Source organism: Cellulosimicrobium sp. JZ28 (assembly GCF_015327065.1).
GTDB lineage: Bacteria > Actinomycetota > Actinomycetes > Actinomycetales > Cellulomonadaceae > Cellulosimicrobium > Cellulosimicrobium funkei.
This window is the reverse complement of the sequence record NZ_CP017660.1, coordinates 136926-162460: the sequence shown is the minus strand read 5'-3', so window position 1 is coordinate 162460 and position 25535 is coordinate 136926. Positions and strand designations below refer to the sequence as shown.

The 25535-nt window shown below is 75.0% G+C and carries 21 protein-coding genes and 1 riboswitch; of the genes, 8 read left to right on the top strand and 13 right to left on the bottom strand.

Annotation, left to right across the window (positions count from 1 at the left end; genetic code table 11):
• Positions 1-83: 83 nt before the first annotated feature.
• The 6 genes from BJP59_RS00695 to BJP59_RS00670 are packed head-to-tail and all read right to left on the bottom strand — an operon-like array spanning position 84 to position 6066.
• Positions 84-863, bottom strand: coding sequence for an amino acid ABC transporter ATP-binding protein (locus BJP59_RS00695; RefSeq protein WP_194521898.1), 780 nt, complete (start codon positions 861-863; stop codon positions 84-86).
• Positions 860-1951 (bottom strand): amino acid ABC transporter permease, encoded by a 1092-nt coding sequence (locus BJP59_RS00690; RefSeq protein ID WP_194521897.1) that lies wholly within the window; start codon positions 1949-1951, stop codon positions 860-862. Before BJP59_RS00690 ends, BJP59_RS00695 begins: the two co-directional genes overlap by 4 nt.
• The gene (locus tag BJP59_RS00685) at positions 1948-2541 is read right to left on the bottom strand and encodes a GNAT family N-acetyltransferase (RefSeq protein WP_374990517.1); all 594 of its coding nucleotides are present in this window, start codon (positions 2539-2541) and stop codon (positions 1948-1950) included. Before BJP59_RS00685 ends, BJP59_RS00690 begins: the two co-directional genes overlap by 4 nt.
• Positions 2538-3437 (bottom strand): DUF1684 domain-containing protein, encoded by a 900-nt coding sequence (locus BJP59_RS00680; RefSeq protein WP_194521896.1) that lies wholly within the window; start codon positions 3435-3437, stop codon positions 2538-2540. Before BJP59_RS00680 ends, BJP59_RS00685 begins: the two co-directional genes overlap by 4 nt.
• Before the next feature lie 59 nt (positions 3438-3496).
• The gene (locus BJP59_RS00675; RefSeq protein ID WP_194521895.1) at positions 3497-4894 is read right to left on the bottom strand and encodes an NtaA/DmoA family FMN-dependent monooxygenase; all 1398 of its coding nucleotides are present in this window, start codon (positions 4892-4894) and stop codon (positions 3497-3499) included.
• Between the two features lie 17 nt (positions 4895-4911).
• Positions 4912-6066, bottom strand: a complete 1155-nt coding sequence (locus BJP59_RS00670) for an LLM class flavin-dependent oxidoreductase (protein WP_043657610.1) — start codon at positions 6064-6066, stop codon at positions 4912-4914.
• Between the two features lie 345 nt (positions 6067-6411).
• Positions 6412-6519, bottom strand: a riboswitch (SAM riboswitch).
• A gap of 169 nt (positions 6520-6688) precedes the next feature.
• On the opposite strand from BJP59_RS00670, the gene BJP59_RS00665 reads away from it, so the two are divergent.
• The gene (locus BJP59_RS00665) at positions 6689-7411 is read left to right on the top strand and encodes a TetR/AcrR family transcriptional regulator (RefSeq protein WP_228485209.1); all 723 of its coding nucleotides are present in this window, start codon (positions 6689-6691) and stop codon (positions 7409-7411) included.
• A gap of 93 nt (positions 7412-7504) precedes the next feature.
• Positions 7505-10213 carry an MMPL family transporter gene (locus BJP59_RS00660; protein ID WP_194521894.1) on the top strand — a complete coding sequence of 903 codons (2709 nt, stop codon included), beginning with the start codon at positions 7505-7507 and terminating at the stop codon, positions 10211-10213.
• 84 nt (positions 10214-10297) lie between these two features.
• On the opposite strand, the gene BJP59_RS00655 is transcribed toward BJP59_RS00660, so the two are convergent.
• On the bottom strand, positions 10298-11305 hold the full coding sequence (locus BJP59_RS00655; RefSeq protein WP_194521893.1) for an endonuclease/exonuclease/phosphatase family protein: 1008 nt from the start codon (positions 11303-11305) through the stop codon (positions 10298-10300).
• A 234-nt stretch (positions 11306-11539) separates the two neighbouring features.
• Positions 11540-13912, bottom strand: a complete 2373-nt coding sequence (gene purL / locus BJP59_RS00650; RefSeq protein ID WP_194521892.1) for a phosphoribosylformylglycinamidine synthase subunit PurL — start codon at positions 13910-13912, stop codon at positions 11540-11542.
• A gap of 163 nt (positions 13913-14075) precedes the next feature.
• Here purL and BJP59_RS00645 point away from each other — a divergent pair, with 163 nt between their 5' ends.
• Positions 14076-14351, top strand: a complete 276-nt coding sequence (locus BJP59_RS00645) for a hypothetical protein (protein WP_021482313.1) — start codon at positions 14076-14078, stop codon at positions 14349-14351.
• A gap of 52 nt (positions 14352-14403) precedes the next feature.
• Here BJP59_RS00645 and BJP59_RS00640 read toward each other — a convergent pair whose 3' ends face one another.
• From BJP59_RS00640 to BJP59_RS00630, 3 genes are all read right to left on the bottom strand, one after another.
• Positions 14404-14790: a DUF1304 domain-containing protein gene (locus BJP59_RS00640; RefSeq protein ID WP_194521891.1), complete on the bottom strand. Its 387-nt coding sequence runs from the start codon at positions 14788-14790 to the stop codon at positions 14404-14406.
• 70 nt (positions 14791-14860) lie between these two features.
• Positions 14861-15409: a hypothetical protein gene (locus tag BJP59_RS00635; protein ID WP_194521890.1), complete on the bottom strand. Its 549-nt coding sequence runs from the start codon at positions 15407-15409 to the stop codon at positions 14861-14863.
• Positions 15406-16359, bottom strand: a complete 954-nt coding sequence (locus tag BJP59_RS00630) for a LysR family transcriptional regulator (RefSeq protein WP_194521889.1) — start codon at positions 16357-16359, stop codon at positions 15406-15408. The genes BJP59_RS00635 and BJP59_RS00630 overlap by 4 nt, the downstream gene beginning before the upstream one ends.
• 91 nt (positions 16360-16450) lie before the next feature.
• Here BJP59_RS00630 and BJP59_RS00625 point away from each other — a divergent pair, with 91 nt between their 5' ends.
• The 4 genes from BJP59_RS00625 (at position 16451) to BJP59_RS19610 (ending at position 20692) form a co-directional block, all read left to right on the top strand.
• The gene (locus BJP59_RS00625) at positions 16451-17575 is read left to right on the top strand and encodes an EamA family transporter (protein ID WP_194521888.1); all 1125 of its coding nucleotides are present in this window, start codon (positions 16451-16453) and stop codon (positions 17573-17575) included.
• Positions 17576-17637: 62 nt separating this feature from the next.
• Positions 17638-19113, top strand: coding sequence for an APC family permease (locus BJP59_RS00620; RefSeq protein ID WP_228485208.1), 1476 nt, complete (start codon positions 17638-17640; stop codon positions 19111-19113).
• Between the two features lie 23 nt (positions 19114-19136).
• Positions 19137-19577 (top strand): NUDIX hydrolase, encoded by a 441-nt coding sequence (locus tag BJP59_RS00615; protein WP_194521887.1) that lies wholly within the window; start codon positions 19137-19139, stop codon positions 19575-19577.
• Positions 19574-20692, top strand: a complete 1119-nt coding sequence (locus BJP59_RS19610) for a DUF2599 domain-containing protein (protein WP_228485207.1) — start codon at positions 19574-19576, stop codon at positions 20690-20692. The genes BJP59_RS00615 and BJP59_RS19610 overlap by 4 nt, the downstream gene beginning before the upstream one ends.
• A 280-nt stretch (positions 20693-20972) precedes the next feature.
• Here BJP59_RS19610 and BJP59_RS00605 read toward each other — a convergent pair whose 3' ends face one another.
• On the bottom strand, positions 20973-23105 hold the full coding sequence (locus BJP59_RS00605; RefSeq protein WP_043654482.1) for an acyl-CoA dehydrogenase family protein: 2133 nt from the start codon (positions 23103-23105) through the stop codon (positions 20973-20975).
• Complete coding sequence (locus BJP59_RS00600; protein ID WP_228485206.1) at positions 23102-23902, bottom strand: TetR/AcrR family transcriptional regulator; 801 nt, start codon at positions 23900-23902, stop codon at positions 23102-23104. The genes BJP59_RS00605 and BJP59_RS00600 overlap by 4 nt, the downstream gene beginning before the upstream one ends.
• Before the next feature lie 228 nt (positions 23903-24130).
• Between BJP59_RS00600 and BJP59_RS00595 the strand changes: the two genes are divergently transcribed.
• Positions 24131-25513: an acetyl-CoA C-acetyltransferase gene (locus tag BJP59_RS00595; protein WP_043654485.1), complete on the top strand. Its 1383-nt coding sequence runs from the start codon at positions 24131-24133 to the stop codon at positions 25511-25513.
• The last annotated feature ends 22 nt before the right edge of the window (positions 25514-25535 follow it).

Sequence of the window (25535 nt, the reverse complement as noted above, 5' to 3'; positions counted from 1 at the left end):
ACGCGGGGAGTGCGGGTGTGCGGGACGGCCGGGCGGCCGGTCGCGGGTCACGGCGGTGGGCGTCGGTGGACGTCGGGTGGGTTTCAGAGGACCTTCTGGAGGAAGGCCCGGGTGCGGTCGTGGCGCGGGTGGTCGAGCACCTCGGCGGGCGTGCCCTGCTCCACGACGACGCCGTCGTCCATGAACACGACGGTGTCGGCGACCTCGCGGGCGAAGCCGATCTCGTGCGTCACGACGACGAGCGTCGTGCCGGTGCTCGCGACGTCCTTGATGACCTCGAGCACCTCCCCGACGAGCTCGGGGTCGAGCGCCGAGGTCGGCTCGTCGAACAGGAGCACCTTGGGCCGCAGCGCGAGCGCACGGGCGATGGCGACGCGCTGCTGCTGCCCGCCGGAGAGCTGGCGCGGCCGGGCGTCGGCCTTGTCCGCGAGCCCGACGCGCTCGAGCAGCGCGCGGGCCTCGGGCTCGACGTCCTCGCGGCGGCGGCGCTGCGCCGAGACCGGCGCCTCGACGACGTTCTCGAGCGCGGTGAGGTGCGGGAAGAGGTTGAAGTTCTGGAAGACGAACCCGATCTGGGTGCGCTGGCCGAGGATCTCGCGCTCCTTGAGCCCGCGCAGGGTGCTGCCCTTGCGGCGGTACCCGATGAGCTCGCCGTCGAGCGAGATGAACCCCTTGTCGACCTTCTCCAGGTGGTTGATCGCGCGCAGCAGCGTCGACTTCCCGGAGCCGGACGGGCCGAGCACGACCGTCACGGACCCGGGCGGGACGGTGAGCGACACGTCGCGCAGCACCTCGAGGGTGCCGAAGCTCTTGTGGACGCCGTGGATCTCGACGAGCCCGGCGGTCGCGACGTCGGCGGTCATGCGGCACCTCCCGACGTGCGCGCGGTGCGGGTCAGCACGCCCACCCGGGCGCGGGCCGCGTACGCGGGCGGGACGGCGTCGGGCACGGGGCGGCCGGAGAGCCGCGACGCCCAGACGAGCACGGTCCACCGCGCCTTCTGCAGCGGGGTCGGGGGCAGCGTGCGCACCGCGCCCTTCGCGTAGTGCCGTTCGACGTAGTACTGCACGACGGTGATGAGCGTGGTGAGCACGAGGTACCAGATCGACGCGACGATGAGCAGCGGCACGACGCGGCCGTTGCGGCCGTAGATGACGCTGACGATGTAGAACAGCTCGCCGTACGCCAGCACGTAGACGATCGACGTGCCCTTGAGCAGCCCGATCACCTCGTTGACGGCCGTCGGGATGATGGAGCGCATCGCCTGCGGCAGGATGATGCGGCTCACCTGGCGGCGCTTGGGGATGCCGAGCGACGCGGCGGCCTCCTGCTGCCCCTGGTCGACCGAGAGGATCCCGGCCCGCACGATCTCGGCCGAGTACGCGGCCTGCGAGAGCCCGAGCCCGAGGATCGCGGCCCAGAACTTGTCGATCACGGACAGCGTGTCGAAGTACAGGAACTCGGGCCCGAAGGGGATGCCGACGCTCAGGTACGGGTACAGGTAGGCGAGGTTGTACCAGAGCAGCAGCTGCAGCAGCAGCGGCACGGACCGGAACACCCACGTGTACGTCCACGAGACCGACTGCAGGAGCGGGGAGCGCGACAGCCGCATGAGCGCGAGCACGGTGCCGAGCGCGAACCCGACGACCGACGCGACGAGCGTGAGCCGGATCGTCGCCCACGCGCCCTCGAGGATCGAGGGCCACGTGAGGTACTGCGCGACGACGCCCCACTCCCAGCGGTCGTTCGTCACGAGCGAGCTGACGACCATGGCGAGGAGCACGGCCACGCCGGCCGTCGCGACCCAGCGGCCCGGGTGCCGGGCGGGGACGATGCGCAGGCTCTCGAGCGGCAGCGCGTCCTCGATGCCGCCGCGCGGGTCGGCGGGGTGCCGGCCCGACGGCGGCGCGAGCTGCCGGGACTCGTCCTGCGGGAGCGACACGGTGCTCATGGCGCGACCTCCAACCACTTCTCGAAGGCGAGCGGGCCGATCTCCTCGGGATCGGTCCCGGTGTCGAACAGGGGCGTGTAGCCGGTCGCGAGGTACAGGCCGGCGGCCTCGGGCTGGCGCGGGCCCGTCGTGAGGTACACGCGCCGGTAGCCGCGCTCGACGGCCCGGCGCTCGAGCTCGGCGAGCACGAGGCGCGCCAGCCCGCGGCGCCGGTGCGCCGAGTGCGTCCAGATCCGCTTGAGCTCGGCGGTGCGCACGGCGGGCGTCCCGTCGGCGCGGCGCGCGGCCGGCCGGGTGAGGCGCGCCGGGTCGCCGAGCTCCGGCTCGGCCCGACGGCGGAACGCGCCGCCCGCGACGGGCTCGCCGTCCTCCAGCACCAGCACGAGCTCGCCGTGCGGCGCGGCGAAGTCCTGCGCGGGGTAGTGCTCCATCTCGGCGCGGAGCTCCTCGGCGCTGAGCACGCGCTGGTACCGCGTCCAGTACTCGTGGGAGAGCTCGTCGAGCAGCGGCCGCACGAGCGGGTCGTGCATCGCGACGGACCGGACCTCGCGCGTCCCCTGCCCGGCGGGGCGCGCGGCGACGGCGGTCACCGGGGTGCCCTCTCGCCCGCGGTGACGGCGAACGGCACGTGGTTGCCCTCGACCGGCGCCGGGCACGTGCCGAAGTCGCTGAACGCGTACGGCAGGTTGACGGCCCGGTTGAGGTCGAGGCGCACGCTGCCCGCGGTGCCGGGCACCGCGTCGGCGTCCACGCGCAGGACCCGCCAGGGGGCGACGCCGTCCGCCTCGTCGCTGAAGAGCAGCGTCACCGCACCGCCCGGCGCGCCGGTGAGGGCGAGCGTCGCGCCGCGCCGGGCGCCGTCGCGCTCGACGACGAGGTCGACCTCGCCGACCGTGCGCACGTGGTGCACGAGGCCGGGCCGGGCGGCGCCGACGACGACGGGCCGCGGCGCGTCGTACCAGCGCACCGGCGCGTCGACGACCCAGGCGGGGTCGTAGGCGAACGTCGGGACGCCGTCGAACGCCGTCCGGGCCGGGGTGAGCGGGTCGCGCACGCGGACGGCGTAGCGGCCCGTGCGGCGCACGACCTCCACCGCGACCTCGCGCGTCTCGCCGCCGTCCGACGGGTCGCCCGCGTCCCGGCCGTCCGGGAGGAACGTGCCCGCGAGCGTCGACCCGCCCTCCGCGACGACGACGGTCCCGACGACGCTGCCCGTCGTCGTCCGGACGGCGCCGCCCTCGTCCGCGCGGTGGTGCGCGCCGTCGGCGTCGGCCCACCAGAGCCCCGGGACACCCGGGAGGGCGGCGGGCTCGGCCGGGAGCGCGTGGTACGCGACGAGGCTCAGCCAGCCGTGCGGCGGGCGCAGCCCGTCCTCGCGCTCGGCGTGCCAGGCGGCCCACGCGGCGGCGTCGGGCGACGCGGACGCGACGGGGTCGGCGGGTGCGGTGGCCACGGCGCCCGTGGCGGTCGGCGTGCTCGTGCTCATGGGTCCTCCGAGGTCGGTGCGGGTGGTCGGTGCGGTGGTCGCCGCGGTGCCGGCGGCGGTCAGCCGACGAGCTCGGCGGGGTGCGCCGTCGTGGGCTCGCCGTCGCCTCGCGTCGCGCCGGGGCGGGCGAGGCCGAGGTGCTCGCGCAGGGTCGTGCCCGCGTACTCCGTGCGGAACGAGCCGCGCTCCTGGAGCAGCGGGACGACCTGGTCGAAGACGTCGTCGAGCCCGCCCGGCGTGAGGTGGGGCACGAGGATGAAGCCGTCGGAGGCGTCCTCCTGGACGTGCCGGTCGATGTCGTCCGCGACCTGCTGCGGCGTGCCGACGAACCCGCCGCGCGACGTCACCTGGATGACGAGCTCGCGGATCGACCACCCGTTCGCCTCGGCCTGCTCGCGCCACGCCGCGGCGACCGCCGCAGGGTCCTTCGCGTGCCGCACGCGGCCGCGCGTGATCGACAGGTTCTCGGTGTCGGGGTCGACGTCGGGCAGCGGGCCCTCGGGGTCGTACGCCTCGAGGTCGCGGCCCCAGACCTGCTCGAGGAACGCGATCGCCGTCGGGCCCGAGACCTGCTGGAGCCGGATCTCGCGGGCGCGCTCCTCCGCCTCGGCGGGCGTGTCGCCCAGCACGACGACGGTCGCGGGCAGGATCTTCAGGGAGTCGCGCTCGCGCCCGTGCGCCGCGAGCCGCCCCTTGACGTCCTCGTAGAACGCGCGCCCGGCGTCGAACGTCGAGTGCGCGGAGAACACGACGTCGGCCGTCGCGGCGGCGAAGTCGCGCCCGTCGGCCGAGTCGCCCGCCTGGAACAGGACGGGGTGGCCCTGCGGCCCGCGCGGCGTCTCGAACAGCCCGACGACGTCCGCGTACGTCCCGTGGTGCGCGACCGGCCGCACCGCGCCGGGCCGCAGGAACTCGCCCGCGATCCGGTCGGCCAGCACCGCGTCGTCGTCCCACGAGTCCCACAGGGCGCGCGCGACCTCGACGACCTCGGCCGCCCGCGCGTACCGCTCGGGGTAGGGCAGGTACCCGCCGCGGCGGAAGTTGGCGCCCGTGAAGGCGTCGGGGCTCGTCACGAGGTTCCACGCCGCGCGGCCCTCGGAGAGCAGGTCGAGGGTCGCGAACTGCTTCGCGAGCTCCCACGGCTCGTTGAACGTCGTGTTGATCGTGCCCGCGAGGCCGAGCCGCTCCGTGACGGCGGCGAGCGCGGCGAGGACGGGCAGCGTGTCGGGGCGGCCGACGACGTCGAGGTCGTGGATGCGGCCCTTGTGCTCGCGCAGGCGCAGGCCCTCGGCGAGGAAGAAGAAGTCGAGCCTCGCGTCCTCGGCGCGGCGCGCGAGGTGCTCGAACGACGCGAAGTCGATCTGGCTGCGCGAGCGGGGGTCGCTCCACACGGTGGTGTTGTTGACGCCCGGGAAGTGGGCGCCGAGGTGGATCTGCTTGCGGGGTCGGGTGCTCATGTCGGGTCCGTCCGGGCTCAGGCGATCGCCGCGTAGCGGTTCGCGGGGTGCGGGAGGCCGAGCGTGTCGCGCAGCGTCGTGCCCGGGTACGCGGTGCGGAACAGCCCCACGCCCTGGAGCAGCGGCACGACCCCGTCGACGATCGCGTCGAGGTCCGTGCTCAGCGACGACGGCCGCAGCAGGAAGCCGTCGGCGGCACCGGCGTGCGCCCACTCCTCGACCGTCGCCGCGAGGTCGCGCGCCGTGCCGACGTGCGTCAGCGAGTCGGTGTCCCACGAGACGCCCTCGAGGTCCTCGAGCAGGTCGAGGCGGGCCTGCGCGCTCGCGCGCGTGTCCCCGACGACGACGTACGCGTCCACGAGGACCCGCAGCCCGTCGGGGTCGCGGCCGGCGTCCGCGGCGGCGTCGCGCACCTGCGCCCGCAGCGCGACCGCCTCGTCCCGCGTCGCCGCGCGGACCCGCACGACGTCGGCCCGCCGGGCCGCGAGGTCGAGCGACGCCGGCGTGCTCGCCCGCACGACGACGGGCGGCTGGCCCTGCGGCGGGCGCGGCGTGATCGACGGCCCCTTGACCGCGAACCGGATGCCCTCGTGGTCGACGTAGTGCAGCTTCTCGCGGTCCACGAACCGGCCCGTCGCGACGTCGCGGATCTCGGCGTCGTCCTCCCACGAGTCCCAGAGCCGCGTGACGACCTCGACCGCCTCGTCGGCCTCGGCCACGGCGTCGGGCTCGTCCTGGGCGCCCTTGCGCCCGAAGGCCGCGGCCTCGGCCGGGGTCGTGGACCACCCGACCTGCCATCCCGCGCGGCCGGAGCTCACATGGTCGATCGTCGCGACCGCCTTGGAGACGTGGAACGGCTCGGTGTGCGTGGTGGTGACGGTCGGGACGAGGCCGATGCCCGCGCTGCGCGGCGCGAGGCGGGACGCGACGAGCGCGGCGTCGAGCCGGCCGCGCACGGACCCGTTGCGGCCCGGCTGGAGGGTGAACGCGTCGTCGAGCGTGACGAGGTCGAGCAGGCCGCGCTGGGCGGTGGCCACGAGCTCGACGAGGCGCTTGGCGTCGAACAGGCGCTGGGCCTGGGAGCCCACGGTCCGCCAGGCGGCGGGGTGCGCACCGGCGTCGGTGAGGTCGACGCCCAGGTGGACGGTGCGGGCGGGGCGGGGGTCGGGCATCGCGAGGATCCGTTCTGGGACAGGCGCCGGCCGCGCGCTCAGGGCGCGGCGGGGTGCCGGGGGTGGGCAGGGTCGCCCCGCCGCGGGACGGCAGGGCGGGGCCGGGGAGGCCGGAGGGAGGCCCGTCAGGGCGTGCGCGCGAGGGCGCGCGGCGTCAGGAGCGGGGCGTCGTCAGCGACAACAGGTGACGCGCGCGGGGGCGCCGACCGGACAGGAGACGGCGGCCGCAGCGTTGACCGGACAGGGGCACGTCGGCGCGTGCGGGGTGCTCACCGCGGTGCTCGACTCTCGCCGGTCCATCGTCCGTCTCCTTCGTGCCCGTCTCCGGGCGCCGCGTGTTGCCCCGCACCGCGCAGGTCGCGCGACGCGGGACCTGGTCCTCACCCGGGGCACCCCGCCGCGCGGGAGGGTTGCCGTCCGACGAGCCGGGGCTTCGCGTCGGAGCTCATGACCATGTCCTGTGCCGGGGTCCGTGGACCTCGGTTGCCGGGAACCTACGAGCGGTCGGAGAGGGTGTCAACGCACCGCCGGGACCTTCCCACATACTGGACTCGATCGGTCAACTTTGAGCGGCAGAGGCCCTCGTTTGCACCGAGTGCATCGATGCACCTAGTGTCAAGAGGTGCCTCTCCTCCCCGGACCCGAGCGCCCGACCGCGCCCGCGACGCACGCCGTGACCCCGGACGCGCCGAGCGCGGACGTCCCCGGCCCGGACGCCGCGGCTCCGGACCGTCGCGCAGCCCTGCGCGCGCGCCACCGCCGCGCGATCGTCGCCGCCGCCGCGTCGCTCATGGAGGAGAAGGGCGGCGCGCGCTTCACCGTCGACGAGCTCGCGGCCCGCGCCGACGTCGCGCGCCGCACGATCTTCAACCACTTCGCGTCGCTCGACGACGTCGTCGTCGAGGTCTGCGAGGACGTGCTGGGCACCGTCGTCGAGACGCTCGGGGCGAGCGCGGCCGAGCCGGGCACCGACCGCCCCACGCCCCTCGACGACGTCACCGCGGCGCTGCGCGGCACGGACCTCGTCGGCCCCATGGCCTACCTCACGCGCGCCCTCGGCGGTACCGCGACCGAGCCCACGCCGCGCGTCACGACGATGGTCGTGCGCACCTTCACCCACCTCGCCGAGCGCCTCGTCGCGGCGACCACGCGCCGGCACCCGGACGTCGACCCGCTCGAGATCGAGATGCTCGTGGGCGCGCTCATGGCCGGGGTCCTCGTCATCCAGCGGCGCTGGTGGGCCGAGACCGGCGCCGCCGACGACGACGCCTCGCGCGCGGTGTGGTCGGGCCTGCTCGACCGCCTCGTCGAACGGATCCGCGCCGGCTGGGCGGACCCCGCCTGACGCGAGCCGCACCCTCCCCGCGACCACCTCTCCCGCAGCATCACCCCGCCACCCCGGGCACACCCGCCACCGGACTCCCACCGAAGGACCCTCATGGCTGAACTCCTCTACCGCCTCGGCCGCGCGTGCGCGCGCCGCGCGCGGACCGTCCTCGCCGCGTGGCTCGCGGTGCTCGTGCTCGCCGGGGCGGCGTTCGTCGCGTTCGGCGGCACGCTCGCCAGCAGCTTCTCGATCCCCGGCACCCCGACCGCCGACGTCACCGAGCGCCTCCAGACCGCGCTGCCCGAGGCGTCGGGCGGGAGCGGCACGATCGTCTTCGCGACGGACGACGGCGCCCCGTTCACGCCCGAGCAGGAGGCGGCGATCGCGGACCGCTTCGCCGCGGCGGAGGAAGTCGACGGCGTCGCGTCGGTCGTCGACCCGTTCGCGACGCAGGAGGAGCTCGCCGACCAGCGGAAGCAGATCGACGACGGCCGCACCCAGATCGCCGCGGGACGCGAGCAGATCGAGGACGGCCGCGCGCAGCTCGCCGCCGCGCAGGAGCAGGTCGACGCCGCGCGGGCCCAGCTCGACGCCGGCCAGGCCCAGCTCGACGCCGCACGTGCCCAGGCGGAGGCCGCGGGCGCGCTGGAGCAGGCCGCGCCGCAGCTCGACGCGCAGCAGGCCGAGATCGACGCGGGCCGTGCCACACTCGAGTCGCAGGCCACGACGCTCGACCAGCAGGTCACCGCGCTGGAGGACCAGAGCGCGACGCTCGAGGAGCAGTCCGCGCAGCTCGAGCTCTCCGCTCCCCTGCTCGACATGGCGTCCGACATCCGCCTCGTGTCCACGGACGGGAGCGCGGCGGTCGCGAACGTGACGTTCACCGAGCCGAACATGAGCATCGACCAGCAGACGAAGGACGACCTCGTGGCCGTCTTCGCCGACGACCCGGTCGACGGCGTCCAGACCGACTTCTCGTCCGACATCGCCCAGGGCGTGCCGCAGGTGTTCGGCGTGGGCGAGGCCGTCGGCCTCGTCGTCGCGGCGATCGTGCTCGTCGTCATGCTCGGGACGCTCGTGGGCGCCGGCCTGCCGATCCTCACGGCCCTCATCGGGGTCGGGATCGGCGCGCTCGCCGCGATGTCGCTGTCCGGGGTCGTGGAGATGTCGTCGGTGACGCCGGTGCTCGGCCTCATGCTGGGGCTCGCCGTCGGGATCGACTACTCGCTGTTCATCGTCAACCGGCACCGGCGCCAGCTCAAGCAGGGCGACGAGTTGCACGAGTCGATCGCGCTCGCGAACGGCACGTCGGGCAACGCGGTCGTGTTCGCCGGGGCGACGGTGCTCATCGCGCTGCTCGCGCTCAACGTCACCGGCATCCCGTTCCTCGGCCTCATGGGCACGGTCGGCGCGTTGTGCGTCGCGATCGCCGTGCTCATCGCCGTCACGCTCACGCCGGCCCTGCTCGGGATGATCGGCCCGCGGATCCTCAGCCGCCGCGAGCGCGCCGCGCTCGCCGGGCCCGCCGCGTCGTCGGGCGCCTCGACGGGCGCGTCGGCCGGGACCGCGTCGTCGGAGCCGGGCGCCGCGGGCGGCCTGCCCGCCGCGGAGCCCGTGCGCCCCATGTCGACCGTCCGCGCGGTGGGGACGGCGCTGCTCGCCGTCGTCGCGCTCGGCGTGATCGCCCTGCCCGCGCTCGACCTGCGGACCAACCTGCCGGACGGCTCGTCCGAGGCGCACGACTCCACGCAGTACCGCGCGTACTCGACCGTCGCCGAGGAGTTCGGCGAGGGGACGAACGGGCCGCTGCTCGTCGTCGCCGACCTGCCGGGCGAGCCGACCGAGGCGGAGGCGCTCGAGTACCAGGTGGGCGTGGCCGAGGAGCTGTTCGCGCAGGACGACGTCGTGGCCGTCGCGCCGATCGGGACGTCCGAGGACCGCACGGTCGCGGCGTTCCAGGTGATCCCGGCCGAGGGCCCGACGAGCGAGTCCACCGAGAAGCTCGTGCACGCGCTGCGCGCCCTCGAGCCGCTCGACGGCGAGGTCACGCTCGGCGTCGCGGGCTCCGCCAGCGGCAACATCGACATCTCGGAGAAGCTCGCGCAGGCGCTGCCGATCTACCTCGCGGTCGTCGTCGGGCTGTCGCTCGTCATCCTCGTGCTCGTGTTCCGGTCGATCTTCGTGCCGGTCGTCGCGACGCTCGGCTTCATCCTGTCGTACTTCGCGGCGCTCGGCGGGGTCGTCGCGATCTACCAGTGGGGCTGGCTCGCGGGGGTGTTCGGCGTCGAGACGCCGGGCCCGATCCTCAACTTCCTGCCCACGATCCTCGTCGGCATCCTGTTCGGCCTCGCGATGGACTACCAGCTATTCCTCGGCTCGGGGATGCGCGAGGCGTACGCGCACGGCGCCCCCGCGCGCGTCGCGATCGTGCAGGGCGTCCGCGCCGGCCGGGCCGTGGTGACGGCCGCGGCGATCATCATGATCTCCGTCTTCGGCGGGTTCGTCTTCTCGCACAGCGCGATGATCCGGCCCATCGGGTTCGCGCTCGCGTTCGGTGTGCTGGTCGACGCGTTCGTCGTGCGGATGCTGCTCGTCCCGGCGCTCATGCACCTCGTGGGCGACAAGGCGTGGTGGCTCCCCCGCTGGCTCGACCGCATCCTGCCCGACGTCGACGTGGAGGGCGCCGCGCTCGAGCGCCGGCACCCGCACCACCTCGACGGGTCGACCGACCCGGCGGCTCAGGGCGTCGCGCCCGACGACGGCACCGAGCCGGGCACGACCGGCCCGGACGCGACCGAGCCGGAGACCGCGCGCGGCTGAGGCCGCGGAGCCCCGCACCGGACCCGGTGCCATCGGTCGACGAGCGAGCCCGCTCGCCGGCCGGTGGCGCCGGGTCCGTCGTCGTCAGGGGCGGGGCACGTGCACCGTCGCGACGATCGCGCGGTGGTCGCTGCCCACGACGTGCAGGGAGCCGACGTCGGTCACGACGTTCTCGCGGTCGGTCACCACGTGGTCGAGATTGAGCACCGGCGGCACGGCGCCGGGGCGCGGCGACCACGACAGGTCGAGCCCGCCGCCCGAGGCGCGCGACGCGTCGTGGAACCGGTCGCCCAGCAGCCGGCGGAACGTCGCGTGGTCGTGGGTGGAGTTGAAGTCGCCGACGAGCACCTGGGGCAGCGGGTCGCCGTGCGCGCGCTCGGCGAGCGCGTCCGTCTCCTCGTGCCAGATGTCGACGTACTCCGGGATCGGCGGGATCGGGTGCACCGCGGTGACCCGCACCGGGACGCCGTCGACCTCCACCGTCGCCGACGGCATCGCGTCGTTCGAGAACGGCTCGACGTCCACGTCGCGGAGCGGCAGCGCGCTCCACAGCCCGCTGCCCATGGCGCCGCGCCCGACCTTGCCGTCGGCGCTGTACGGCAGCACGTCCTCGATCCCGGCCGCGACGAGCCGCTCGCGCAGGTCCGTCGTGAGCTCCAGGACGGCGAGCACCTGCACGTCCTCGGTGCGGACGAGGTCGACGAGCCCCTCCGCGTCCGCCGCGCCGTACCAGGTGTTGGCGCCCATCACGCGCAGCGTCACCGCGTCGTCGGGCGGCGCGGGGCCGGGCACGAACGCAGGCACGAGCCACACCGCCTGGACGGCGACGCAGACCGCGAGCAGCGCCGCGTGCAGCCACCGGCGCGCGAGCAGCGTCAGCACGAGCCCGACGGCGGCGCCCAGGGCGACGAACGGCGTGAAGCCGACGAGCTGCGCGACGGGCGTCCACGCGTCGTCGGGCAGCATGCGCACGAGCGTGAGGAGGAGCACGGCGACGACGCCCGTGGCGAGCACGACCGTGAGGGGTCGGCCGCCCGGTCGGCGCCGCGTCGTGACGCGCGCGGGCGGGAGGCGCGTGATGGCCGAGGTCATGCCCGGACTCTCGCAGCGCCGGCCCCGCCGCCGCGACCCGCCCCACCGGCCCGCCCGGCGATCTCCACGGAACCCGCCCACCCGCCCACCCGTTCCGCCCGCCGAGCACGAGGTTGCTGTCGTTCCGCGGTCCATGGCGACGGCAACCTCGTGCTCGGCCGGGGGCTGGACCGGGAGACGAGACGACGACGCCCCGGTCACCGTGCGGTGACCGGGGCGTCGGTGGAGCGGGTGTCAGCCGAAGATGGCCGGCAGCGTGCCGCGGAAGGCCGCGTCCGCCTCGCTGAGCGGGACGGTGAACAGGCCCGCGACCTCGAGCGCCTCGCCCGACTCGGCGGCGGCGCCGGGCTCGGTGCCCGTCTCGCCGATCTTCAGGACGGGGACGCCGCGCGCGACGCACGCGTCGACGAGCTTGGACTCCTCGCCGCGGGGCACCGCGACGAGCGCGCGGGCCGTCGACTCGGAGAACAGCGCCTCGAACGGCGTGACGCCGTCGCGCTCGGTCAGCGCGTCGAGCGACACGGTGGCCCCGACGCCGAAGCGCAGCGACGCCTCGAGGAGCGCCTGCGCGAGCCCGCCCTCGGAGAGGTCGTGCGCGGCCGACACGAGGTCGTCGCGGCTCGCGTTGACGAGGACGCCGGCGAGCGCCTTCTCGGCCGCGAGGTCCACCCGCGGGGGCACGCCGCCCAGGTGGCCGTGCTCGACGTCGGCCCACGCCGAGCCGTCGAGCTCCGCGCGCGTGGTGCCGAGGAGGTAGATGCTCTCCCCCGTCTCGCGCCAGCCCGACGGCGTGGCGTGCGCGACGTCGTCGAGCACGCCGAGCACGCCCACGACCGGGGTCGGGTGGATCGAGGAGTCGATCTGCCCCGGCTCGCCGGTCCCGTTGTAGAGCGACACGTTGCCGCCCGTCACGGGGACGCCGAGCTCGCGGCACGCGTCCGCGAGGCCCTCGATCGCCTCGACGAGCTGCCACATCGAGTCGGGGTCCTCGGGCGAGCCGAAGTTGAGGCAGTCGGTCACGGCGAGCGGGCGGGCGCCCGTCGTCGCGACGTTGCGGTACGCCTCGGCGAGCGCGAGGCGGGCGCCCGTGCGCGGGTCGAGCTTGCCGTAGCGGCCGTTCGCGTCCGTCGCGAGCGCGACGCCGAGGCCCGTGCTCTCGTCGACGCGGACCACGCCCGAGTCGTCGGGCTGCGCGAGCGCGGTGTTGCCCTGGACGAACCGGTCGTACTGGTTCGTCACCCACTCCTTGGACGCGAGGTTCGGCGACGCGAGGAGGCGCAGGGCCGTCGCGCGGAGCTCGTCGCCGGTCTCGGGGCGGGCGAGCGCGTCGGCGTCCACGGTGCGGGCGTTGAGCCCGTCCTGCCACGACGGGCGCGCGTACGGGCGGTGGTACACCGGGCCCTCGTGCGCGACGGTCCGCGGGTCGACGTCGACGATGCGCTCGCCGTGGTGGTCGATCGTCAGGCGCCCGGAGTCGTTGACCTCGCCGATGACGGCGGTCTCGACGTCCCACTTGGCGGTGATGGCGAGGAACTCGTCGAGCTTCTCCGGCGCGACGACCGCCATCATGCGCTCCTGCGACTCCGACATGAGGATCTCGCCCGCGTTGAGCGTCGGGTCGCGCAGCAGGACGTCGTCGAGCCACACGTGCATGCCGCCGTCGCCGTTCGAGGCGAGCTCCGACGTCGCGCACGAGATGCCGGCGGCACCGAGGTCCTGGATGCCCTCCACGACCTGCGCCGCGTAGAGCTCGAGGCAGCACTCGATGAGGACCTTCTCCATGAAGGGGTCGCCCACCTGGACGCTCGGGCGCTTGGCGGGCACGCCGTCCTCGAACGTCTCCGACGCGAGGATCGAGGCGCCGCCGATGCCGTCGCCGCCCGTGCGGGCGCCGAACAGCACGACCTTGTTGCCGACGCCCGAGGCGTTGGCGAGGTGGATGTCCTCGTGGCGCAGCACGCCGAGGCACAGCGCGTTGACGAGCGGGTTGCCCTGGTACGAGGAGTCGAAGACGAGCTCGCCGCCGATGTTCGGCAGGCCGAGGCTGTTGCCGTACCCGCCGACGCCGCTCACGACGCCGTGCACGACGCGCGCCGTGTCCGGGTGGTCGACGGCGCCGAAGCGGAGCTGGTCCATGACGGCGACGGGGCGCGCGCCCATGGAGATGATGTCGCGCACGATGCCGCCGACACCCGTCGCGGCGCCCTGGTAGGGCTCGACGAACGACGGGTGGTTGTGCGACTCGACCTTGAACGTCACGGCCCAGCCGTCACCGATGTCGACGACGCCCGCGTTCTCGCCGATGCCGACGAGCAGGTGCTTCTTCATCTCGTCCGTGGTCGCCGCGCCGAACTTCGACAGGTGGACCTTGGACGACTTGTACGAGCAGTGCTCGGACCACATGACGGAGTACATCGCGAGCTCCGCGGCCGTGGGGCGGCGCCCCAGGATGTCGCGGATGCGCTGGTACTCGTCCGGCTTGAGGCCGAGCTCGGCGAACGGCTGGACCTCGTCGGGCGTGGCGGCGGCGTGCTCGACGGTGTCGAGCGTCGACGCGGCGGGACGAGCCTCGGAGCGTGCGGAAGCCTGGGGTGCGGGGGCGGTCATCGTTTCCCTCGGGTGGGCGCTGAGCGGGGAGCGCACGACGGCGCGCGACCAGTCTACCGGCGCCCGCGGAGAGGCCGTCCGCGCGTCTCGCGTCGCGGGCGGCCGAGAAGTGAGACGAGCGTCTCGCCGTGCGGAAACCCGGTTTCCGGGTTCCGATGGAGGGGTGACCACCCTTCTCGAACCGACGTCCGGCACCGACCGCAGCAGGACCAGCGACCTCCTCGACCCGCACCTGGAGCGGCTCGGCCACGAGCTCACGCTCGTCGAGCGCCAGCTCAACGGCTACTCCCGGCGCACGGGCTCCTACGTGGGCCACGGGGCCGTCGAGACCGTCGAACCGGCGGAGGGCCGCTACCGGGACGAGCTCGAGGCCGAGCGCGAGCGCATCCTGTCGCGCCTCGAGATGCTCAGCGCCATGCGCGTCGCGGCGTCCTGCTGACGAGGCTCCCGACCGCGACTCCGAGCGGGGCCACCGCGGGGCGCGGGACGGCTCAGAGCGTCAGCCCCAGCACGACCCCCAGCATGCCGAGCGCGGGCGGGACGAGCTGGACGAGCGCCGCCCGCGCCTTCGACGGCGACGAGACGAGGAGCACGAGCCCCGCCGCGACCATGGAACCGGCCCCCGCGACCACGAGCGTCAGGCCGACGTCCTGCCGGTCCGCCGCGTACAGGACGATGCCTAGCACGACGAGCACCGCGAGGAACAGGTTGTAGAACCCCTGGTTGAAGGCCATCTCGCGCGTGGCCGCCGCCTCCTGCGGCGACGTGCCGAACGTGGCGCGCGTCCGGTCGCTCGTCCACGTGAGCGACTCCATGACGAAGATGTACACGTGGATCGCCGCGGCGACCCCCGCGAGCGCCAGCCCGAACCCGATCATCGTCGGTCCCTCCCGGTCCGCGAGGCCGCACGGTGCGCGGACCCCGGCGTACCGACCGGGTGTCGCTGCCTCAGCGCTCCTCAGCGTTCCACAGGAGCGGCTCGGCCGCCGCGAGCGCCACGGCCAGCGCGCCGACAACGAGCCCGACGCGCGTGTGCGGGAGCCGCACGCCGCGGTCGCGCAGCCGCTCCCCGCGCCGGTAGACCCACTTCTCGCCCGCGACGACGAGGGTCGTCGCGAGCGCGAGCCCGGCCGCCGCGCCCGCGACGGCGACGCCCGCCGGCACCGGCGTGGTGTCGTCGTCGGTCGTCGCCCAGGTGTTGTCCTCCCGCGGGGCGCCGTCGGCGGTCGTGGTCCCGGGCGTCGCGCCGGTCTCGCCCACGTCCGCCTCGCGGGCGGCGTCGCGCAGGGAGCGCAGGCCCTCGCGCGCCTCGGTCCCCTCGGTCGTCGAGGTGAACGTCAGCACGACGGCGGCCGTCGCGACCGCAGTCTTGACGAGCGCGCGCGCCCAGCGCGGGCGGACGGCGTCGGGCACGGCGTACCACGCCACGGTGGACAGCCCCGCGATCGCCACGGTGCGCGGGTCGGCGGCCCGTCGGGTCGGCGCGTGCTCGGTCATCGTGCCCCTTCGTCGGCAGGTGTGCTCAGGGGGCCTAACGGCTCGCGCCCGTGCCGGGTTCCTGCGGCGCGCAGGCGTTCGCGCAGGTAGCGCACCGCGGGGGCGTCGGTCATGGTCGCGCGCCACACGACCGTGACCGGGCGGGTCGGGACGGGCTCGCGCACGGGCACCGCGACGACGTCGGCCGGCAGCGGGCCGCGCCCGAGGCGCGGCACGAGCGCGACGGCGAGGCATTGGGCCACGACCTCGACCTGCGACGCGAACTCGAGGCACCGGAAGTCGATGCGCGGGACGCGCGGCTCGCGCGCGAACATGTGGCAGAACCACTCGTAGCAGATGGTGCCGTCGGGCGTGCAGACCCAGGTCTCGTCGAGCAGGTCCGACGGCGTGAGCGCGGCCCGCCCCGCGAGCGGGCTCGACGCGTGCACGAGCACGTCGGCCTCGTCGCGGAACAGCTCCTCGGCGCGCAGGCTCGGCGGGAGCGCGAGGCCGACGCCCTCCCAGTGGTGCACGAGCGCGAGGTCCAGCGTGCCCGCCGCGACGGCCTCGACGGCGTCCCACGGCTCGGTCTCCTCGACGATGAGGCGCAGGTCCGGCACGTCGTCGCGCACCCGCGCGAGGAGCGGGGCGACGACGCCGCGCACCGCCGTCGAGAACGAGCCGAGGCGCACGGTCCCGGTGGGGCGCGCCCCGGCGTCGTGCAGGCGGGCCCGCAGCGACTCGACCTGCTCGCGCAGCGCGCGGCCCTCCTCGACGACGCGCCGCCCCGCGGCCGTGAGGACGACGCCCCGCCCCTCGCGGTCGAGCAGGCGCGCGCCGAGGTCGCGCTCGAGGCGCTTCACCTGCTGCGAGACGGCGGACGGCGTGTACCCGAGGTCGCGCGCCGCGGCGTGCACGGTGCCGGTGCGCTCGACGGCGAGCAGGGCGTCCACGGCGGCGAGGTCGATCATGCGACCGATGCTATCCGGAAGCGTGGCTACCGGGAACCGTGCACGACTGTGCGCTGGACGTGCACGATGCCGCGGGCGCACCCTCGATGCCATGCCGCTGCGCCCGTCCCTCCTCGCCGGCCTCGTCGCCGTCGTCTGGGGCGTGAACTTCGTCGTCATCGACCTGGGGCTCGGCGACATGCCGCCGACGCTGTTCGTCGCCCTGCGCTTCCTCGTCGTCCCGGTCCCGGCGGTGTTCCTCGTGCCGCGGCCCCGCGCGCGGTGGCGGGACGTGCTGCTCGTCGGCACGTTCATGAGCCTCGGCCAGTTCGGCCTGCTGTACACCGCGCTCGCGCTCGGCATGCCCGCCGGGCTCGCGTCGCTCGTGCTCCAGGCCCAGGTCGGGCTCACCGTGCTGTTCGCCGCCGCGGCGCTGCGCGAGGTCCCGACGCGCGCGCAGCTCGCGGGCGTGCTGGTCGGGGCGGCCGGGCTGGTCGTCGTCGGCGTGGGCCGCAGCGCCCCGACGCCGGCCCTCGCGTTCGTCGTGACGCTCGCCGCAGCGGCGTCGTGGGCGGTGGGGAACGTCGTCGCCCGACGCGCCGGCATCCGCCGCGACCTGGGCTCTCCCTCGCGTGACCAGGGCTCTACCCCGGGTGACCAGGGCTCTACCCCGGGTGATCAGGGAGCTATCTCGCCGGACCGCGGCTCTACCTCGCGTAGGCAGGGATCTCCCTCGCGGCCCGGGCTGGAGGGGCTGTCGATGACGGTGTGGTCGGCGCTCGTGGTGCCGGTCCCCATGCTCGGGCTGTCGCTCGCGCTCGACGGGCCGGACGCCGTCGGGCACGCGCTCACCCACCTCACGCTCGCGCCGGTCCTGTCGACCCTCTACACCGCCTGGCTCGCGAGTCTCGTGGGCTACGGGATCTGGAACACGCTCCTCGCGCGGTACCCGGCGTCGGCGGTCGTGCCGTTCACGATGCTCGTGCCGCCGGTCGGGATGCTCGCCGCGTGGCTCGTGCTCGACGAGGTGCCGAACGCGGCCGAGGTGGTGGGCGGCGTCGTGCTGCTCCTCGGCGTCGCGACGACGACGGGCGTCCTCGGGCGGCGCTCGCCCGGCACGGCGGTCGCGCCCGACGCGGCGGCGTCCTTCGTCGCGACCGACCCGCCCTCCGCTCCCGGGCGCCCCGACGCGACCGCGACCGACGGTCCGACCGCGACACGCGCGCGTTCGCGCTGACAGGACGCCCGCGCGGGGGTTCCATGGGAGTCCGGGACGTCCGAGACGCGAGGGAGCCTCTCATGAGCGAGACCGCGGGCCGCACGGAGGAACGGCAGCAACCGGAGCTCAAGCGCGTCATGGGGCCCAAGCTGCTCCTGCTGTTCATCGTCGGGGACATCCTGGGCACGGGCGTGTACGCGCTCACCGGCCAGGTCGCGGGCGAGGTCGGCGGGGCGGCGTGGCTGCCGTTCCTGCTCGCGTTCGTCGTCGCGACGATCACCGCGTTCTCCTACCTCGAGCTCGTCACGAAGTACCCGAGCGCCGCGGGCGCCGCGCTCTACACGCACAAGGCGTTCGGCATCCACCTGCTGACGTTCGTCGTCGCGTTCATGGTCATGAGCTCCGGGATCACGTCGGCCTCCACGGCGTCCAACGCGTTCGCGGGGTTCGTCTCCGACGGGTTCGGGCTCGGGCTGCCGACGGGCGGCGACGGCCGCCTGCTCATCGCCCTCGCCTTCATGGCCCTCGTCGCGCTCGTCAACCTGCGCGGGGTCGGGGAGAGCGTCAAGGCGAACGTCGTGCTGTCGCTCGTCGAGCTGTCCGGCCTCCTGCTCGTCATCTTCGTGGGGCTGTGGGCGACGACGCAGGGCCGCGCCGACTTCTCGCGCGTCGTCGTGTTCGAGAGCGCCGACGACAAGAGCGTGTTTCTCGCCGTCACCGCCGCGACGACGCTCGCGTTCTTCGCGATGGTCGGGTTCGAGGACTCCGTGAACATGGCCGAGGAGTGCAAGAACCCCGTGCGGGACTTCCCGCGCATGATGCTCACCGGGCTCTCGATCACGGGCGCGATCTACGTGCTCGTCGCGATCACGGCCGTCGCGCTCGTCCCCGTGGGCGACCTCACGGACGACGCCAAGGGGTCGGCGCTCACGCAGGTCGTCGCGGCGGGCGCGCCGAACCTGCCGTTCGACACGATCTTCCCGTTCATCGGGATGTTCGCCGTCGCGAACTCCGCGCTCATCAACATGCTCATGGCGTCCCGCCTGCTCTACGGCATGGCGAACCAGGGCGTGCTGCCGCGCGCGTTCGGCCAGGTGCACCCGTTCCGCCGCACGCCGTGGGTCGCGATCCTCGTGACGACGGCCATCGCGTTCGCGCTCATCGTCTACGTCGTGCGGCAGTCCGGGACCGCGGCGGGCACCAACGCGATCGCCCTGCTGGGCGGGACGACGTCGCTGCTCCTGCTCGTCGTCTTCACGATCGTCAACATCGCGCTCCTCGTGCTGCGCCGCGACCGCGTCGACCACGAGCACTTCCGCACCCGCACCTGGCTCGCGGTGCTCGGCGCCCTCACGTGCGCGTACCTCGCCGGGCCGTGGGCCCGCAGCGCCGAGCAGCAGGAGCAGTACGTCATCGCGGGCGCGCTCGTGGCCCTCGGGGTCGTGCTCTCGTTCGTCACGTGGCTCTACAACCGCTCGGTGCGCCACCGCCGGATCGCGTTCTCCGACGTGTCGCGCCTGGAGGACGACGTCGACGACGACGGCCCGGGGCGGTGACCGCCGTCGCGCATGATGGGTCCATGCAGACCCGTGTCGCCGCCTACGCCGTGGTCGTCCGCGAGGACGGCCGGATGCTCCTCCCCCACTGGAGCGAGGGGGACCGCGGCGGCTGGACGCTGCCCGGCGGCGGTATCGACCCGGGCGAGGACCCCGCCGCCGCGGCCGTCCGCGAGGTGCGCGAGGAGACCGGCTACGACGTCGAGCTCGACGGCCTGCTCGGCGTCGACAGCCTCGTGATCGACGCCACCGACCGGATCCGGCCCGAGGACCGCGACCGGTCGCTGCACGCGATCCGCATCGTCTACCGGGCCCACGTGGTGGGCGGCGAGCTGCGCGTCGAGGAGGACGAGTCGACCGACGACGTCGGCTGGTTCACGCCCGACGAGGTCGACGCGCTGGACCGCGTCGGCCTCGTCGACGTGGCCCGCCGCTGGGCCGGCCTGCTCCCCGTGCCGTCGTGACCCGCCCGCGCCGGGTGGCCCGCGGGCGGCCCGGGACGACGGTGCTGGGCGCGATCGCCGTCGCCGTCCTGGTCCCGGCCGCGCTCGCCGCGTGCACGCCCGGCACCCCGCCGCCGGACCCCGACGTGGCGACGTCCGCACCGGCGCAGGTCCCGTCCCCCGGCCCCGGTGCCACCACGGAGGACGGCGGCGCCGCGGGCGCCCCGAACGGCGACCGGAGCGGCGACGCCGAGCCCGCGTCCGTGCGCGTCCCCGTCGGGACGGCGACGGTCGAGATCGCCGTGCCCCCGCCGGCGTCGGGCGGGGCCACGCCTCCCCACGTCACGGCCGACGCCGAGGGTGCGTCCGACGTCACGCTCGCCCTCGCGGGCGCCCCCGCCGTGGTCTCGGTGGAGGGCGGCTCGCTCGTGCGCCACGCGGACGGCACGCTCACCGTCCTGGACGACGGCGGCACGCCCGTCGGCGGGCTCGGCGCCCCGCGCGTCGTGGGCCGGCACGGCGCGCCGGGCACGCCCGGCGCGGACGGCGCGGACGGCGCGGACGGCGCAAACAGCGCAAGCGAGGCGGAGAGCGGGACGGCGAGCGGGACGCTCGACGGCACGGACGCCGGCCCCACGGCGGGCACCCCCGCACCCGGGACCCCGCGCGTCCGGGTCGCGCTCGTCGACGCCCACCGCGCGGAGGTGACGCTCGTGGGGACGGCGGGGACGGCGACAGCGGGGAGTGCGGGGACGACGTCGGACGCGGACGACGCGGCGGGCGCTCCCGCCGGGGACGCGGACGGGGCCGCGACGACGGACGACGCCGCGGCGTGGGACGTCGTCGTCCCGCTCGGTACGCGCGCGGTGCGGAGCACCGACTGGGGCGAGCGCGAGGGCGGGCGGTCGCTCGCCGTCGACCCGACGGCGTGGGCCCGCGCCGCGGGGCAGGCGGGCCGGGAGCTCGTGTGGGCGCAGGTCGTCGCCGCCGAGCCGGAGGCCGACACCTCGACGATGCACGACCAGCTCGTGTGCCACGCCGTCGGCGCCCCGGACAAGGCGACGTGGAACCTCGAGCCCTGGCGGCCCGACGTCGGGCTGCTCGCCACGATGTCCGCGCGCTGCAATCCCGCCTGACCACCGCCGTCGACCCGACTGCGGCCCGTGCACCGGCTCGGCCGCCGAGCACGACGTCCCTCCCCGTCGAGCACGAGGTTCCTGTCGGCATCCGCCTCGGAACGACAGGAACCTCGTTCTCGGCGACCGAGACGGAGACGGAGACCGAGACGGCAACGGCCCGGGCGGCACGACGGCTGGTGGACGTCGTGCCGCCCGGGCCTGACCCTCGGCAGCGGTACCGCTCCGCCTGCGACGCCGAGGACGTTCCGGGGTGGCGCCGGGGACGGCGCCGGGGTGGTCAGCGGGCCTGCGGGCCGCCCTTCGCGGCCTTGCGCAGCGACTTCTCGCTCCGCGGCTCGTCGCCGCTCGCGCGCAGGCGCCGGTAGTAGTCGCGCGCCTCGTCCTGGCGCTCCTTCTCGATGCCCGTCGCGATCGTCGCGCGCAGGTGCTCGGGGCCGTAGCCCCAGGCGTCCACGAGGTCCTGCGCGTGCGGACGCAGCCGGTCGATGAGGCGGTCCAGGTAGCTCGTCACCGTGCGCGCGCGCTGCGTCGAGAGGCGCCCGTTGAGCAGGTACCAGGCGAGGTGCCGCTCGACGAGGCTCAGGCCGAACAGGTCGCGCACCGTGGTGAGGACCTCGCGCGTGCCCGCGTCCTCGATCGTGCCGAGCGCCTGCGTGAACGCCTCCCAGCGCAGCAGCTCCGCGTGGGCGCGGGCCGCCTCGACGAGCTCGACCTGGTGGGCGTTGAACAGGTTCGTCGCCGTCTCCGGGTCGGCCTTCTGCGCCGGGCGCAGCGCCTGCGCGACGTCCGCGACCATCGTCTCGACCCGGTCGGTGAGCAGCGCACGCTGCGTCTCGGGGTCGCGCAGGTGGCCGGCCGCGCGGCGCGGGTCGCCGACGTCCGCGAGCGCCTGCGCGGCCCGCTTGAGCGGCGTGCGGTGCAGCGCCATGTCGCCCGCGCGCTCGACGACGACGCGCGCCATCTGGCCCGGGGTGATGCCCTTGAACTGCTTGCCGTAGTCGGCGAGCAGGCGCTTCGCGACGAGCTGGAGCAGCACGGTGTTGTCGCCCTCGAACGTCGCGTACACGTCGAGGTCCGCGCGCAGGCTCGTGATGCGGTTGGTCGTGAGGAACCCGGCCCCGCCGCACGCCTCGCGCGTCTCCTGGAGCACGTCGAGCGCGAACCGCGTGCTCGTCGCCTTGAGCGCGGCCGCCGTCGTCTCGAGGTCCTCGCGCTGCTCCGGGGTGTCCTCCTCGCCGGAGAACACCGAGTGGAACAGGTCGAGCAGGCGGTCGTGCGCGAAGTGGGCCGCGTAGGTCTCCGCGATGGGGACGATGAGGCGACGCTTGTGCGTGCCGTAGTCGAGGAGCACGACCTCCTCCGTCGGCGTCGCGCCCGTGAACTGGCGGCGCTCGTTCGCGTACCGCACCGCGATCGCGAGGCCGAGCTTCGCCGCGGTCACCGCGGCGCCGTCGAGCGACACGCGACCCTGGACGAGCGAGCCGAGCATCGTGAAGAAGCGGCGTCCGGGGCTGTCGATGGGGCTGGAGTACGTGCCGTCGGCGTCCACCGAGCCGTAGCGGGCGAGCAGGTCGGTGCGCGGGACCCGCACGTGGTCGAAGTGCAGGCGCCCGTTGTCGATGCCGTTGAGACCGCCCTTCTGGCCGTCGTCCTCGCCGCCCACGCCGGGCAGGAAGGGCAGCCGGCCGAGCTCGTCGCGCTCGCCCGCGGTGTCGCGGATCGGCACGTAGAACGCGTGCACGCCGTGGTTGACGTTCTTCGTGATCAGCTGCGCGAACACGACCGCGGCGACGCCGTGCACGCCCGCGTTCCCGAGGTAGTCCTTCCACGCCCCGCGGAACGGGGTGTGGATGACGAACTCCTCGGTCTCCGGGTCGTACGTCGCCGTGGTGGCGATGCTCGCGACGTCGGACCCGTGGCCGATCTCCGTCATGGCGAACGCGCCCGGCACCGAGAGGTCCATGGCGCCCGGCAGGAGGCGGTCCTGCTGCTCGGGCGTGCCCAGGTGCAGGATCGCCGAGCCGAACAGCCCCCACTGCACGCCCGCCTTGATCTGCAGCGACGGGTCGGCCGCGACGAGCTCCTCGAACCCGGCGAGGTTGCCGCCCGCGTCGTCCGCGCCGCCGAGGCGCTCCGGGTACCCGCGCCACACCTGGCCCTTGCCCACGAGCAGGTGCATCTGCTCCAGCACGCGCTCGCGGTGCTCCCGCAGGCCCAGGCCCTCGATGCGCTGGAACGCCTCCTCGCCCGCGGTCGCGCGCGCCGCCGCGCGCAGGTCGGCCCAGCGGCCGAGCAGGAGCTTCTCGAGGGCGGCGACGTCGACGCGGGCGTCGCCCTGCGACGTCGGGCCCGCGTCGCCGGCGCTCGTCGTGCGCGGTGCGAGCGCGGGACGGTCGGACGTGGCGGTCATGGCTTCTCCTTGGGGTCTGAGGCGGTCGCCGGGTGCGGAGGGCGGACGGCGTCGGGGCGGGTCGTGCCCGGGTTGTGGGAGAGGACGCCGACGGGGCCGGCCCACAGCCACGCGGCGACGCGCTCGGTGAGCTGCTCGCGGTCGGGGACGTCGGCGCGGTCGCGGTGGGCGAGCCACCACTCGCCGGCGCCCCGGACGAACCCGACGGCGCCCGCGGCCCACGCCGCGGCGTCGGCCGGGGAGACGTCGGTGACCCGGGCGAAGGGCTCGGCGACGAGCTCGATCACCGAGTCGAGGAAGGCGGCGAGCGGGGCGCGGTCGGCGCCGCCCGCGCCCTGGGTGAGGCCGCTCGCCGCGAGCTGGGCGGCGGGCTCCTCCGTCCCCGCGACGGCGCTCGTCCGGGTGACGAAGTAGTACACGTTGGGCGAGCTCTCGATCATCTCGAGGTACACGCCGACCATCGCGCGCAGCGCGCGCTTGGGCGTCTCGGCGGCCTCGGCCGCCTGGGTCAGGGCGTCGTGCATCTGCCCCACCACGGCGGAGCCCAGGGCGACCTGGAGCCCGGTCTTGTCGTCGAAGTAGCGGTAGATGATCGACTTCGACGTGCCCGACGCCGCCGCGATCTCGTCCATGGAGACCCCCGGGCCTCCCCGGTGCACCGCCTTGCTCGCCGCCCGGATGAGCTCCGCGCGGCGAGCCGCCCGGTGCTCGTCCCAGCGGGTCGACCGACCGTCGACCACGGCGGCCGGCTGCACCCGCCCTCGGGTGACCGGTCGCGCGTCGGCACCTGCGTTCACGTCGTCCTCCGTTGCGCCCGACCTCGATGTCGTCGGCACCTCGTCACGGGTGCCGTGCCGGGGCAGGGCACAGCCCTGTGACCCGACTCACGAAACCGAGAGTATCAGGTACTCTTGGTATTGGACACCAACCGGCCCTCTCCCCCGCCTCGCGCACGCCGTGCCGAGGCGCTCTCCCGGGCCGGCACCGAACGCAGCGCAGCGAGCACGGACAGGAAGTGAGGCACAGTGGCCACCAGCACCAGCCCCCGCCCGACCCCCGAGCAGTCCCCCCGGGAAGACGCCCCTGCGGGCGCTCCCCGCGACGCGTGGGTCGTGGGCGGGAACCGCATCCCGTTCGCCCGCGCCGGCAAGAAGTACGCGTCCGCGAGCAACCAGGAGATGTTCACCGCCGCGCTCGAGGGGCTCGTCGCGCGCTTCGGCCTCCAGGGCGAGCGGCTCGGGGAGGTCGTCGGCGGCGCCGTGCTCAAGCACTCCCGCGACTTCAACCTCGTGCGCGAGTCGGTGCTCGGGTCGTCGCTCTCCCCGCAGACCCCGGCCTACGACCTCCAGCAGGCGTGCGCGACCGGCCTGGAGGCGACCATCGCCGTCGCGAACAAGATCCGTCTCGGCCAGGTCGAGTCGGGCGTCGCGGGCGGCTCCGACACCGTGTCCGACGCCCCCATCGCCGTGAGCGAGGGCCTGCGTCGGGCGCTGCTCGAGGCGAGCCACGCCAAGACCTTCGGCCAGCGCGTCAAGGCGTTCGCGAAGGTCCGCCCCGCCGACCTCGCGCCGCTCACGCCCGCGACCGACGAGCCGCGCACCGGCCTGTCGATGGGCGAGCACCAGGCGATCACGACGGCCCGCTGGGACATCTCGCGCGAGGCGCAGGACGAGCTCGCGCTCGCGAGCCACGAGCACCTCGCGGCCGCGTGGGACGCCGGGTTCTTCGACGACCTCGTCACCCCGTTCCGCGGGCTCGTGCGCGACGACAACCTGCGCGCCGACTCGTCGCTCGAGAAGCTCGCCGCGCTCAAGCCGGTGTACGGCAAGCGTCTGGAAGGCGTCACCCCGACCATGACGGCGGGCAACTCGACCCCGCTCACCGACGGCGCGTCGACCGTCCTCCTCGCCTCGGCCGAGTGGGCGCGCGAGCGCGACCTGCCGCTGCTCGCGCGCGTCGTCGACGCGGAGACCGCCGCCGTCGACTTCGTGCACGGCCACGAGGGCCTGCTCATGGCCCCCGCGCACGCGGTCCCCCGCCTGCTCGCCCGCAACGGGCTCGCGCTCGGCGACTTCGACCTCTACGAGATCCACGAGGCGTTCGCGTCGACCGTGCTCACGACGCTCAAGGCCTGGGAGGACGACGAGTACTGCCGCACCGAGCTCGGGCTCGACGGCGCGCTCGGCTCGATCGACCGCTCGCGGCTCAACGTCAACGGCTCCTCGCTCGCCGCGGGCCACCCGTTCGCCGCGACCGGCGGGCGCATCGTCGCGACGGCGGCCAAGCTCCTCGCGCAGCGCACCGCCGAGACCGGGGCGCCCGCGCGTGCGCTGATCTCCGTGTGCGCCGCGGGGGGCCTCGGCGTCGCCGCGATCCTCGAGTCCGTCCCCGCGACCGACGCCGCCTGACGCCCCGACGACCGAGAGGAAC